This is a genomic window from Brevibacillus nigriterrae, assembly GCF_049846925.1.
GTDB lineage: Bacteria > Bacillota > Bacilli > Brevibacillales > Brevibacillaceae > Brevibacillus_H.
In genome coordinates this window covers 130370-144026 of sequence record NZ_JBNCMT010000012.1, presented here as the reverse complement: position 1 = coordinate 144026, position 13657 = coordinate 130370, and the positions used below count along the sequence as shown (strand labels likewise).

Below are 13657 nucleotides of genomic sequence, written 5' to 3'. Positions count from 1 at the left end.
GCTTTTCTTGCTGGTTTTATCGTAGAATCCTTGGTATAACTCACTTTTCATCACTTTTTTTCGGTTTTCATCATATCTCATTCTGTGTGTCTAAGTACAATAGAACTCCAAGGAAACGATAATAACAATCGAGAAGCAAGTTAACCATTGCATAAAAGCAAGTACTTGCTCTCATAATAGCACATGCAATGTTCTAGTCAACTCTTTATTAGAATTTTTTGGATTAAAAAATGAAAATAGATTGTTACACAAAAAAGGATCACGCCAAAACAAAATTGATCCTTTTTTGCATTACAATCTATTTTTTGATATCAGAAATAACTATTTTTGAAAAAAGTGACAGAAGGTAATCGTTCATTGAAAGTAGTCACGATCACTCGGGTTGAGGGATTTGTAAGAGCTCGTAGCAGTATTTTGCATATTTTTTACAAGACTTATCCAAGGCAATACTATAATCCTGATTATCTGCTTCCTCAATATTTAATAAAAGGGCCTCGTTGAAGATAATACCAAAAATAAATTCAACCAAAGCATCAAAGTCTAAATCTCTTATCAAGCCTCTCCTCTGCATTCCGATAAGGTATTGCTTGAAATAATTCTTTAAATTTTCAGTTTTAAGGTCAATATCATTAAGAAATTGGTCATCAATTATTGACTTTTTTACCAGTAATCTGAATGAAGGGGTTATCTCTTTAATTAATTCCATATTTATTCGCAACGCTCGATAAATATCCTGTTCAATATCTTCACTATACGTAAAACCTAGGTTATCAATCCGCATAATATCAGCAGTATAGTGAGCAATTGATTCGTGAAATAGAACTTCTTTATTCTTAAAAATACGAAAGATGGTGCTTTCGTTGACTCCTGAAAGTTCAGCTATATTTTTTGTTGTCGTTTGCTTATATCCGTTGGCAAGAAAGAGTTGATAGGAAAGTTCGATAATTTTCATACGTGTGTCTTTCCGCATAGTTACACCTCCTTATCTTAGTATGTTTAGAACCAGTTACTTATCTTTTTAACACTAGAGCAGAAAAGAAGGGTTTGATATTCAGGATGTATTCTATCAAAGAAAATTGACAACTTCAAACTTTTCTCAATGATTTCTCAGGTTTCAAGAATGGTTTCGTACATTGTCTAGTAATGGAGTTTACTTGCTATCATGGGGAAAAATTTCGAAAAAATTCATTATTATCCATTGGTATTTAGGATTTCTAAAAAAGTATATTGACTAGAACATTGCATGTGCTATTATGAGAGCGAGCACTTGCATTTATGCAATTATGAACTTGCGAAATGTAATGTATATGCTTGCATTCATTAGGCACCTTCGTTCAACCATAAAAATGAGGAGGGTTATTTTTGAAAACTCAAGCAGTGATTAGAAAAAATGCTTACTTTGATTCAGTTACACTAATGGCGATCTCGAAAAAGATTGAAGGTATTGACGGGGTCGTAAATGCAATGGTTAGCATGGGAACAGACATGAACAAAGAGCTACTTCAAAATGCAGGATTGATGACTGAAGTAGTCGAGAAAGCAAAACCTAGCGACCTCATTATTGCGTTTCAAGTTGTCGATGAATCCATCAGCGAAAAAGTGCTAGATGACATCGAAGAAACATTAAAGAAAAAATCAAGCTCTAGCAAAGGTGAAAGCGAAGTTGCTCCTGCAAGTATTAACTCTGCTATTAAGATTCTTCCTGAGGTAAATATCGCTGTTGTTTCTTTACCAGGTCAATACGCTGCCAAGGAAGCGATGAGAGCTTTAAAAAATGGACTGCATGTCATGTTATTTAGTGACAATGTTAGCATTGAAGAGGAAGTTGAACTGAAAAAATATGCTCACGAACAAGGTTTATTGTTAATGGGACCTGATTGTGGAACAGCAATTTTAAATAATGTAGGACTGTGTTTTGCAAATGAAGTTCGAGCTGGAAGCATTGGCGTTGTAGGTGCATCTGGAACGGGTACGCAAGAAATTACTGTACTGATCGACCGTTTTGGTGGAGGGGTATCTCAAGTAATTGGTACTGGAGGACGTGATTTAACCGAAGAGGTTGGAGGTATCATGATGTGTGATGCCTTAGCAGCATTAAATGCCGATGAAGAAACCAGCGTTATTGTACTTATTTCAAAACCACCAGTAAAATCAGTAGCTGATAAAGTGATTGCCGAAGCTGGAAAATGCACTAAGCCTGTGGTCATTTGTTTCATTAACAGTGATGCACAGACTGCTGAAGGAACGGAAATTTACTTTGAAGGAACACTTGAAGGGGCAGCTCGAAAAGCAGTTAATCTTTCAGGGGACGTACCTAACAAAGTGGAAGAGCAAGAAGCTGATTATCATACATATTCAGACATGATTAATGAGTTCCAAGAAAGTAGAACATTCGAACAGCAATATGTTCGAGGACTTTTCTGCGGTGGTACTCTCTGTGATGAAGCGATGTACATTTTTAAGGATTCAATTCAAGACAGTAATGCCAATGTATATTGCAATGTAGCCAAAAAAGCAGAAGAAAAGCTGGTAGACCCATATCAAAGTGTTGAACACTCATTTGTTGACTTAGGTGATGATAATTTTACTGTGGGTAAACCACATCCGATGATTGATCCAGGCTTGAGAAATTCACGAATTTTACAAGAAGCAATGGATCCAACTGTGGCCGTGATTTTAGTAGATGTTGTATTAGGATATGGTTCTCATACCGATCCTGCTGGGGTAACAGTAACAGCTATTAAAGAGGCAAAGGCTATCGCTGAAAAAGAAAATCGCAGTATATGTTTCATCGCATATGTATGTGGGACCGAAAAGGATGTGCAAAATTTCACATTACAGGAAGCAAAATTGGCAGCAGAAGGTGTCATCTTAACCAAGAGCAATGCAAAAGCAGCCCGTCTTGCAGCACTTATCGTAGGGGGAGAAAAGTTATGAGCCGAATCAATCAACTGTTTAAACAAAATATAGCAGCAGTTAATATTGGTGCCGAAACTTTTAAGGAAGATTTGAAAATGCAAGATGTTGAAGTGGTTCATGTTGCCTGGAAACCCCCAGCAGGTGGAAATGTCGCTCTTGCAGCAGCACTGGATAAGGTTATTGATTCAGAAAAAATTGAAGAAGCAAATAATAAAGCTCTAGAAATTATTATGAGTGCACAACCAATGCTAGTAAGTGTTGATAGAGCGATAGATGTCATTCCTGGCATGACTCCTACCACAATTTTACATGCGGGACCACCTATTGGCTTTGATCGGATGCCTGGACCGATGAAAGGAGCAGTAATCGGTGCTCTTATGTATGAGGGAATGGCAAGTACTCCTGAAAAGGCGGTAGAAGTCGCGACATCTGGGAAAATCAATTTTGCACCTTGCCATAATTACAGTGCTGTTGGTGCAATGACGGGCGTTTTTTCAGCGAATATGACTGTGCATGTGATTAAAAATGCAACGCATGGAAACATGTCATATTGCCCAATACATGAGGGATCTGGATACACTGTACAAAGATATGGCTCATATGATGAAGGCGTATTGAAACGTTTGAAATGGCTAGATGAGGAATATCGTCCTGCGATGCAAGCTGCATTAAAGTTGTCAGGTGGAATCGATATTCGCTCGTCTATTGCCCAAGCACTTCATATGTCAGATGAATGTCATAATCGCAATAAAGCAAGTACAGCGCTCTTTTATAAAATGATTGTTCCTTATCTTCTACAAACAGATTTGGATAAGGACGTTATCTTACGAGTGAGCGAATTTATTAATAGTAATGAGCACTACCATCTAAGCTTAACGATGGCTGCTAGTAAAGCATCTTTGGATGCAGCACACGGAATTGAAAACTGTACGATCGTTACAGCTTTAAGCCGTAATGGAGCCGACTTTGGTATCCGAGTAAGTGGATTCCCAGGAAATACGTGGTTTACAGGTCCGGCACAAATGATTGAAGGTTTATTCTTCCCAGGATTCTCAGAAGCCGATGCAAACCCGGATATGGGTGACAGCGCAATCTCCGAAACCGCGGGACTAGGTGGTTTTTCATTAGGAAATGCTCCTGCTATTGTTCAGTTTGTCGGTGGAACAGTTGAGGATGCTCTCTCTTATGTGAAGAAAATGTATGAAATCACCTGGACAGAAAATAAAAACTACACGATTCCTTTCTTGAACTTCCGAGGTACTCCAGCTGGAGTAGATATAAGAAAAGTAATTGAAACAGGAATCTTGCCGATGATTACCACGGGTATTGCACATAAAGAACGTGGTCGTGGACAAATTGGTGCAGGTATCACGACGCCTCCTATGGAGTGCTTCGAAAAAGCTTTACTTGCTTTCAGTGAAAAATATGAAATATAGGCTAATCAGTGAAAACGGGCAGTATTCATTGATTTCATGAAGCACCTTAATATTTATAAACAAGTTGAGTACTTGAGTATAAAAAATAGCAATGAGGGGTGTTATTATGGGTAATTCAAAATCCATGAAAATCAGTCTCTCTAACCAAATGATTATAGCTTCTGTCGCAGGTATTGCGGCAGGGCTAATCTTTGGTGAGACAATGGGAAACATTAAGTTTCTTGGGGATATTTTCTTGCGATTAATGCAAATGTCAGTTGTATTTCTAGTAATGGGAGCCATCATTGAGGCTGTTGGTGGATTAGATCCTAAAGATCTTGGTAAATTAGGTGGTAAAACATTATCGCTATTTGTAATTTTTACCCTATTTGCTTCATTTGTTGGTCTTATTCTAGCAGTAATCATCCAACCTGGAGTTGGAGTTGTAGGTGTATCTGCAGCAGAATTTACAGGGAAATTACCTGAAGGAAAACCGCTTGATCTTATAGTAAACTTCTTTACCAAAAACGTTTTTGATTCCATGGCAAGAGGCGATATGTTACAAGTAATTATCTTTTCAGGTTTCTTCGGACTATCGCTTTCTCTACTGAAGAAAAATGAAAGTGGTTTAGCAATTTTTAACCTCGTTAAAAACTTAAACGTAGTAATCATGCAAATCATTTCAACAGTTATGAAAGTGGCTCCAATTGGTATCTTTGCCCTAATTGCCTCAATTACAGGAACCGCAGGTGTTTCAGTAATTGTTGCACTCGGTAAGTTTTTAATAACACTAACATTAGGTTGTTTGGCACTCTTCGCACTATTAATTGCCATCGTCTCTACATATGGCAAAATTAATCCGTTGAGACTGATAAAAAAGCTAAAAAGAACGATCATCGTATCGATCACAACCACTTCTTCAGCTGTTTCTCTTCCTGTACAGATGGAAGATTCCGAGGAGAGAATTGGTATTAGCAAAAGAGTATCGCGACTTGTTAATCCTCTTGGGATGAATCTAAACAGTCATGGACTTGCAATTACAGTTGCCATTGCTTCTGTAACGGTAGCACAGTTTTTTGGGACAGAGTTGAGCATGGGACAACTTATTATGATTGCTATCTATGCAACTTTGGCAACGTTTGCTAACCTGGCAGTTCCTGGTGGGGCACTTGTTACGATGGCTATTGCCTTCTCTATGGCTGGTCTACCACTAGAAGGTATTGCTATCCTAGCCGGAGTAGACTGGTTTGCGGGTATCGTACGTACATTCCTGAATGTAGTTGATGATGTACTTGTTGCATTAATCGTTGCTATTAGTGAAAAAGAATTTGATAGAAAGATCTTTGACGCTGATGAAACAACTGGAAATATGTCAGTTTCTGAATCAATGTAATCCGTTAGTTTGATTAAAAATAGCATGTTAAGGATGGACACTTTAGCATGCTATTTTGCTCTTTTTCACCAAGTAATATTTCAGTGTAGCACAGTATGTGCTACACTTTTTACGATTGGAGATGGGGAGGTTTTAAGATGAGGAAACTGAGTCTTACAACACAGATGATAGTAGCTTCCGCCCTAGGTCTACTTGCAGGTTCCGTATTTGGACCTTTTATGGAAAATATAAAATTTTTAGGGGAAATCTTCCTTAGGCTAATGCAAATGTCCGTGGTCTTTTTAGTGATGGGTGCAATAATCGAGGCTGTTGGAGCACTTGAACCTAGAGATCTCGGTAAAATTGGTGGGAAAGCCATAGCTCTATTTACATTTACGTCTACACTTGGTGCAATTGTGGGGCTTATTGCGGTAAATATAATTCAGCCAGGGATAGGGGTAGAAGGTGTAGCTGTCAGTGAATATAAAGGCGTCTTGTTTCAAGGTGGAATAAATGAACTAATCGTTAATTTTTTTCCGAAAAACATATTTGAGTCAATGGCTCGTGGAGACATGATTCAAGTAATTATATTTTCTGCTTTTTTGGGACTGGCCATTTCATTCTTAGGGAAAAACGAGAGTGGAAGTAAGATATATGGGATGTTTCACCAATTAAATGTAGTCATTATTGAGTTAATAAAAATCGTCATGAAGTTTGCACCTATAGGGGTCTTTGCTTTATTGGCAGGAATTACAGGAACAATTGGTTTACAAGTTATTATCCCTCTTATTAAATTCTTGATAACAATGTTCATAGCAACGGTGGTTGTCTTAGTCATTCTGATAACAATCGTCTCAATCTATGGAAAAATTAATCCAATCCGCTTCATAAAAAAATTAAATCGAACGATTATCGTATCGGTAACAACCAATTCTTCCGCCATTGCACTTCCTGTTCAAATGGAAGATTGTGAAAATCGAATTGGGATTAGTAAGAGAGTATCTCGTTTGGTTAATCCATTAGCCATGTCCTTAAACAGTAATGGGCTAGCACTAAGTATATCAATTGCATGTGTTACAATAGCACAATTTTTTGGTATCGAACTAACCTTACAAGAACAGATCGTTGTTGTAGTAGTATCCACTTTATCCACGTTAGGTAATCTACTTGTCCCTGGTGGTGCTCTTGTAGCGATTGCAATCGCACTTCAAATGACAGGTCTTCCACTGGAGGGAGTGGCTATTCTTGCCGGAGTTGACTGGTTTGCAGGATTAGCAAGAACACTCTTAAATGTAGTTGGTGATGTTCTGGTAACATTCTTTATAGCTGTGAATGAAAAAGAGTTTGATAGATCAATATTTGATGCTGATGATGTAGCGATTGCTGCACCCAAAAATGTCTAATAAAATCTTCTCTTCCTCCATATATTACGTTTACATAGAACACAAAAAAACCATCGTTCAGTAAAACGATGGTTTTTTTGTTGTTTAACAAAGTAAAGATGGTAGTCTTGTTACGCTGTTTTTACTAATTCCTCACAGAAAAAGTCAATTCTACTTTTCCATTTGGTATTGATTTGTTTAGCAATGTTTTGATCATACTGCTCAATTTTTTTAAAAGTAGTCAGATAGCTTACATCTCGCAGAATGGTAGACATGAAAAAGTTGGAGACAACATCTAGGTCCTTAACTTTAATTATCTTTCGAGCTTCCATTTCTGCTAAATACCCTTTAAGATGCTCTTCAAGTTTAGGAATGATTAGATAGCCGAATCCCCTTAACTCCTTAAAAACAACCAAGTTAGTAATAAAAATTCTTAAAACATGAACCTTGCTGAAATAGATTTTGAAATACTCATGAACAATCAGATTGATATCTTTTTGAAAATTTTCCATGCTCAAGGATGCCTGTAAATTCATCAAATCAATATCATCTGTAGATGCAAATTTCTTCACGACCCCAAGAAATAAGTCATTTTTATTCTTGTAAAGGCGAAAAATCGTGCTTTCATTAACTTTTGCCATTCTTGCTATTTCAGAAATACTTGTTTCATGAAATCCTTGTCTAGAAAACAGGAGTAGGGCTTGTTCTTCTACTCTATCTCTTGTAGTAGCGATGATTACCGCCTCCTTATATCAAATGAGTGTAATTCTATGCTTACATTAAAGATTAAATTATACTAATCATAATTTTATCAAATATCTACTGCATTTGCTGTGATATTTTGGGCTTCAGAATCAGTTAATCCCTTTATTTCTTTATTAATTGGGTTCCACATGAACATGTACACCATAATCGGTTATCATTATATTTTCAACATTAGTTGCAATATTATGAGAAAATTGAGGGGTTAAACCGTTACTAACTCTTAGGAAATTAAAGTCTGAGGTAAAAAATAAGGATTTTTAGACACTATAAAAGAGCTAGTTATAAAAGGGACTAACTACCAATTTGCTACAAGTATGATTATCACTGTCATGAAGAAACTAATTTTTATAGCATGTCGAATAAAGCTTGTAAATCATAGAAAGGAGATGGGTGCAAAATGCTTCAGAATAGTACAGTGATTGCTGGTGTCATCACAGGGGGCTTAACTCAGCTAAAGGATACAGGTGCCTATCTGAAGGGTGAGATGGACGGGAAGGATTACACGATTCAAACCACCGAAAACGTGACAGGAGCAGCGGGTGTCATGGCTGGGATCGAATACGGTGCAATGCTGGGTTCCATGGTTTTCCCAGGAGTCGGAACTGTAATTGGTACTGTTGCTGGTGGATTATTAGGGCATCAACTGGGGCGTAGAGTAGGAGCTCAAGCGGGCAGCCTCGTAGTAAACAGCATGAATCGAATGGCCAAGGCAACTCAAGAAACCATACAAGACACAATAATGGAATAGGAATAACCAAACCAACCTTGATCACACCAGATCAAGGTTGGTTTTTGTCTGCAGCTTAATATTAATGCAAATCTTGAAGGTGATCTTGGGTTTGATTATCTCCTCTGAACTCCACGGGCTTCATTCCCGTGTCATAAGAAAAAGATATGGTCTTCGGTGGCTCAAGTTGATCCATTCCTTTAGCTTCTACAATTAATCCGTTTATTTGTTCAGTCGTGGAGGAGGTCATTTCTTTTAATTGATCGACAAGAGACAGCACTCCTGCGATTCCTTTTACAGCAGCTCTTCTGGTCAATTTTCTTGCTTCCGGAGAGACTGCAAATAGAACGGAGGCAGCGGTAAGCGCAATGCCTAAAGGGCTTTTGGGTATTAATCTATTGAGCATGACGGATCCTCCTAAGAGCGAATTAGTAATGTTTAACATCCCCAGCAGATTAACAAATATACACAGCGTAATCACATAATTTTTGCTCCCTTTGAACAAAATAGACTCACTACAAAGTTGATGGGAGGTGACGTAATGGAACCGTTCGAGTTAAAGGAAAGATGGGTGAGGTCCTTACCTGGAAGGCTGAGAATTGAGGTCTACGGTCTGAAAGGAAACCCTCTTATCTCTAAAAAAATTGAGGCACGCTTCTCTCATCTGACTGGGATTCATCAAGTGAGAGCATGTGAAGACACCGGCAGGATGTTGATTATCTACAATGAGAAACAAGCGTTGATTGAACAAGTCTATCAGCAAATTCAACTGGTAGAACAAGAGTTGTACATGCAACTCCACCCAGATACCAGGTATGAAAAAGAGGAAGCATACATACAGGAAATCGCAGCGGCTTCAGCGGAAAGTGCAACGTTACCTATACCTGAGCCTTTATCCGTCATCCCTAAACTAACAGAGTCAAAGACAACTGCTCCACCAGTACTGGTTACAGCGTCCATCGTTGGATTGGGAGTATTGGGGGCCAAGCAAATATTTATGGGAAAAACGGCGCTTGCACGAAGTCCCGCTCTTTTTCATGTGGCGGGAGCGCTTTCTATCGTCAGTGGATTCCCTTTTTTAAAGAGAGGGTTTGAACGATTGTCCAAGGAAGGAGCTCTTTCAGCTGATTTGGTTTTGGGTACAGCGGCTTTGGCCTTGGCACTCGTTCGTGAGAATCTGCTCGCATTAGCGGGTGTCAGTTTGATTCAGTTCCTTTACTGGCAGCGATCCAAACAGCAAATAAAGAACGAAGATCCATCCCTTTACTTGTCTGAACAGACGAAGGCCTATGCAGATCGTACAAGCAAGTGGGCATTCGGTTTAACTGGTCTCACTTATGCCGTAACACGTAACCCTATGATGTCTATGGGTGTGTTGCTTGCCTCGAATCCACGACCTTGCTTGGCGGCTGAGGAATACAATTGGAAGCAAGCGGAGTCTATGATGCAGGATAGGGGCATGGTCGTACCCGCGAATTGCAGGATCAATCAGTTACGTGATCTTGACACTTTTGTGATTGAAGATACCTCTCTGGTTTTTTCCAAAAAGGAGAACGGAATATCCTGTGTCACCCATCAGGAGGAAGAAGAGAAAATCTGGTGTTATGCCGGAAATCTCTTAAGTAAGAGCAATCATCCACTCCGTTTACAAATAATGACCAAAGCAAAAGAAACAGGTAGAACCAAACGAACTCCATTCAAGGTAACGGAATCCAATGAGGGGATCGTTGGGGAAATTGGTGGCTCGGAGATATGTTTCGGTACCAAAGCATTCATGCAACTACATAGAATAGATTGTCATGAATTCGAGCTCATTGCCAAACGTCACCAAAGAGCTGGCTGTGAGGTCTATTTTCTTGCCAAATCAGGCAAATGCTTGGGGCTTATTTTCAATCAATGCCCATCTCATCTGAATTCCGTTGGTAGTCAATTGGTAAAGCTGCAAAGAGACTTGCCACAAATCAATGTTGTATTTCTGTCTGATTCACTTCACATTCAGGAGCAAGGGCTAAAAAGATATCAGTGGACAATGTTCACAGGAGGATACAATGAGGATCACGGATTGCAGAATGCCCTCTTCATTACAAAACAGACTCATTTGTCATCTACTGTTCCGACCCTCCATGTGAAGGACCTCCAGCACTTGGAAAGCAGCATTCGCTTAGCCCAACGGATTGAAGCTCTGAATACCAAACACAGAAGAATCAATCAAGGGTGGAACCTTCTTGGTACAGGCATGGTCATGGCTGGGCGTTTAACCGCTCCGTTCGCCAATTTACTCTCAGATGCATTGAAGCTGTTCATGTTGTCCTCGGCAAACAAATTGTCGCAATTCGAACAGAAACCTGCTCTACAAAAAGAAGCAGGTAAAAGCATGACAACCGATTGGCATTCTTTGACGGAAGAGGAGATTGTAAACAAACTGATCTCTGATCGCCAGCGAGGCCTTCAAGAAGAGCAAGTTCAAGAAATCAGATATAGAGTCGGGCAGAATCTCATTCATCCACCGACAAAGACCCACTGGATTACCTCGTTTTTGCGGCAGTTTAAAGAGTTTACAACCTTGATTTTGCTGGGAACAGCTACGATTTCTATACTATCAGGAGATTGGTTTGATGGAATTGCCATGACGACCGTCCTCCTGGCGAATGCAGCGATCAGTGTCGTGCAAGAAAGAAAAGCAGGCCGGGTAGTAGAAGCGTTGAATCAATTTCAGCCACCAATGACCAAGGTAATTCGGGATGGGCAGGAGAAAGAACTTTCGGCAACAGAGCTGGTACCGGGGGATATTGTTGTCTTGGAAGCAGGGGATCGCATCCCTGCCGATATTCGTTTAATTACGGATTACAGCCTGGAAGTGAATGAAGCAGCCTTAACGGGTGAATCTCTGGCGATTCAGAAGAGAACGTGCATCAACCCTATTGAAACTTCCTTGGCAGAGAGAAGCAACATGCTGTACATGGGGACGAATGTCACAAGGGGAAAAGGGATCGGAATCGTCGTTCAAACGGGAATGAATACAGAGCTTGGGTATCTGACTTCTTTGCTAAAAGATGAAGAGCAGCAGCTAACTCCATTGCAGCAGAAGGTAACATCTATCAGCAAAAAGTTTGTAAAAGGGGCTGTTCTTGCAGGCTCTATTGTCTTTTTGATTGGTTTATTACGGGGCAATACCATTCCGCAAATGGTTTCTACCTCTGTTGCATTGATAGCATCAGCGATTCCAGAGGGACTGCCAGTTACGATTACCATTGCATTAAGCGCAGGAATTTATCGTATGGCCAAGAGAAAGGCTGTAATTCGCAAGCTTTCTGCTCTTGAAACACTCGGACGCGTGACCGTCATCTGTTCCGATAAAACAGGAACGTTAACGAAAAATGAAATGACCGTCACTGATATTGCAAGCGTAGAGCATCAATGGAATGTGACAGGAGAAGGATACGGGCCAACCGGTTCTATTACGCTCAAAGATGGTCAAGATTTGGAGAGTAAAGAACTTAAGAAAATCATCCAAATTGGTCTCTTGTGCAACAACAGTCAGCTCGTCCAAGAGAATGATGTTTGGACGATTAAAGGAGATCCGACAGAAGGGGCTTTGCTTTCCCTTGGAGCCAAAGCAGAATTAGACTCCTTTCAAGTCAACACATGGAATCGGGTGCACGAGATTCCGTTTGATTCGTTCCATGGGACGATGAGTGTAGTGTGTCACGATGAAGGGAAGCAAGATCAATGCTACCTGATGTCTAAAGGCTCGATTGAAGCCGTACTGAAAAAATGTGAATTCTATCAACAAAATGGAGAAGTTATCCCGCTTACAGAAGATGTAAGGCAGATGATTCTCAGACAGAATGAACAATTTGCAGAACGTGCCCTGCGTGTACTCGGCTTTGCATATGCACCTTTGCAACCAGGTGTTGACGTGAGAGAAGTTACCCCTTCGCTTATTTATGTGGGCATGGTAGGAATGATTGACCCTGCCAAAAAAGAAGTGAAGCAGGCAATCAGTGACGCATTTGCTCTTGGTGTGAAACCAGTCATGATTACCGGTGATCATCCGATTACAGCCATTGCTATTGGAAGACAACTGGGCATGTACACGGAAGGGGATCGGGTCATCACTGGAACAGATCTGGAACAATTAACGAATCATCAATTAACCCAATTAGTCGGTAATGTATCGATATTTGCTCGTGTCTCACCTGAACACAAGCTGCGAATTGTCCAAGCCTATCAAGCGGCTGGTCATATAGTAGCCATGACAGGTGATGGTGTGAATGATGCGCCTGCCATCAAGAAGGCGGATGTAGGAATTGCCATGGGACAGACGGGAACAGAAGTGACCAAGCAAACCGCAGACATGGTCTTAAAAGAAGATCATTTTGGAGCAATTGTAGATGGAGTGAAAGAGAGCCGTACGATTACCAGTAACATTCGTAAAGCCATCGGATGTTTGTTAACTGGCAATCTGGCTGAAATCATCGTGAGTGGACTGGCGGTCATTGCAGGTCTTCCAATCCCATTGGTGCCTGTCCAAATTCTGCTCATGAACTTGTTGACAGACGCACTCCCAGCAACTGTACTTGCCGTCAATCCGGGCAACAAAGAACTGATTACCGAACGCCAGGAAATTGTGGATAAGCCGCTGTATCAAAAAGTGGCTATTCGAGGACTTGTTCTGGGTCTCGGGTCTTTAGCTCTCTTTGCTGGAAGCTTAGCGATGGGTGCACCTCTTCCAGTGGCAAGGACAATGGCCTTCGGTACGTTAGTGGCAGGACAGCTCATGCAAACCTTCTCATGGCGCCAAGAAAACGGTCAGCATTTCAAAAACTGGATCAAGGACAAGTTCTTCCTGGGCGCACTCGGAATCTCATGGGGTGCTTTATTAGCTGTCATGTACGTGCCCGCCATTGCAGCCTTCTTCCATACAGCCCCTCTACAGATTCATCAATTAGCGCTTGTCATGACTGTAGGAGGTTCGGTAAGTATGCTGGCTCAACCAATGATACGTTTATTATCTAAGCAACGCTCTGCAGTACCAAAACTTCAACCAAATCTTGCTGCGTAAAGGATGAGGTAC

At 40.4% G+C, this 13657-nt stretch carries 9 protein-coding genes; 6 read left to right on the top strand and 3 right to left on the bottom strand.

Annotated elements, in window-relative coordinates; all coding sequences use genetic code 11:
• Positions 1-373: 373 nt before the first annotated feature.
• Positions 374-970, bottom strand: coding sequence for a TetR/AcrR family transcriptional regulator (locus ACPW7N_RS11380; protein WP_425651198.1), 597 nt, complete (start codon positions 968-970; stop codon positions 374-376).
• Positions 971-1362: 392 nt separating this feature from the next.
• On the opposite strand from ACPW7N_RS11380, the gene fdrA reads away from it, so the two are divergent.
• From fdrA to ACPW7N_RS11360, 4 genes are all read left to right on the top strand, one after another.
• On the top strand, positions 1363-2937 hold the full coding sequence (gene fdrA, locus ACPW7N_RS11375; RefSeq protein ID WP_425651197.1) for an acyl-CoA synthetase FdrA: 1575 nt from the start codon (positions 1363-1365) through the stop codon (positions 2935-2937).
• Positions 2934-4355, top strand: coding sequence for a YlbE family protein (locus tag ACPW7N_RS11370; RefSeq protein WP_425651196.1), 1422 nt, complete (start codon positions 2934-2936; stop codon positions 4353-4355). Before fdrA ends, ACPW7N_RS11370 begins: the two co-directional genes overlap by 4 nt.
• 106 nt (positions 4356-4461) lie before the next feature.
• Positions 4462-5727, top strand: coding sequence for a dicarboxylate/amino acid:cation symporter (locus tag ACPW7N_RS11365; protein WP_425651195.1), 1266 nt, complete (start codon positions 4462-4464; stop codon positions 5725-5727).
• Between the two features lie 137 nt (positions 5728-5864).
• Positions 5865-7109 carry a dicarboxylate/amino acid:cation symporter gene (locus ACPW7N_RS11360; RefSeq protein WP_425651194.1) on the top strand — a complete coding sequence of 415 codons (1245 nt, stop codon included), beginning with the start codon at positions 5865-5867 and terminating at the stop codon, positions 7107-7109.
• 110 nt (positions 7110-7219) lie between these two features.
• Here the strand turns inward: ACPW7N_RS11360 and ACPW7N_RS11355 are convergent, their stop codons facing one another.
• The gene (locus tag ACPW7N_RS11355) at positions 7220-7780 is read right to left on the bottom strand and encodes a TetR/AcrR family transcriptional regulator (protein ID WP_425651204.1); all 561 of its coding nucleotides are present in this window, start codon (positions 7778-7780) and stop codon (positions 7220-7222) included.
• A gap of 470 nt (positions 7781-8250) precedes the next feature.
• Between ACPW7N_RS11355 and ACPW7N_RS11350 the strand changes: the two genes are divergently transcribed.
• Positions 8251-8601 carry a hypothetical protein gene (locus ACPW7N_RS11350; protein WP_425651193.1) on the top strand — a complete coding sequence of 117 codons (351 nt, stop codon included), beginning with the start codon at positions 8251-8253 and terminating at the stop codon, positions 8599-8601.
• Between the two features lie 61 nt (positions 8602-8662).
• On the opposite strand, the gene ACPW7N_RS11345 is transcribed toward ACPW7N_RS11350, so the two are convergent.
• A complete protein-coding gene (locus ACPW7N_RS11345; RefSeq protein WP_425651192.1) occupies positions 8663-8986 on the bottom strand; it encodes a hypothetical protein in 324 nt (107 codons plus the stop codon).
• Between the two features lie 135 nt (positions 8987-9121).
• On the opposite strand from ACPW7N_RS11345, the gene ACPW7N_RS11340 reads away from it, so the two are divergent.
• Positions 9122-13645 carry a cation-translocating P-type ATPase gene (locus tag ACPW7N_RS11340; protein WP_425651191.1) on the top strand — a complete coding sequence of 1508 codons (4524 nt, stop codon included), beginning with the start codon at positions 9122-9124 and terminating at the stop codon, positions 13643-13645.
• Positions 13646-13657 lie beyond the last annotated feature (12 nt).

Bases quoted from the DNA above. Each gene is read 5' to 3' on its own strand.
- ACPW7N_RS11365 (WP_425651195.1), top strand. From the start codon at position 4,462: ATGGGTAATTCAAAATCCATGAAAATCAGTCTCTCTAACCAAATGATT.
- ACPW7N_RS11345 (WP_425651192.1), bottom strand. From the start codon at position 8,986: ATGCTCAATAGATTAATACCCAAAAGCCCTTTAGGCATTGCGCTTACC.
- ACPW7N_RS11340 (WP_425651191.1), top strand. From the start codon at position 9,122: ATGGAACCGTTCGAGTTAAAGGAAAGATGGGTGAGGTCCTTACCTGGA.
- ACPW7N_RS11350 (WP_425651193.1), top strand. From the start codon at position 8,251: ATGCTTCAGAATAGTACAGTGATTGCTGGTGTCATCACAGGGGGCTTA.
- ACPW7N_RS11380 (WP_425651198.1), bottom strand. From the start codon at position 970: ATGCGGAAAGACACACGTATGAAAATTATCGAACTTTCCTATCAACTC.
- ACPW7N_RS11370 (WP_425651196.1), top strand. From the start codon at position 2,934: ATGAGCCGAATCAATCAACTGTTTAAACAAAATATAGCAGCAGTTAAT.
- ACPW7N_RS11360 (WP_425651194.1), top strand. From the start codon at position 5,865: ATGAGGAAACTGAGTCTTACAACACAGATGATAGTAGCTTCCGCCCTA.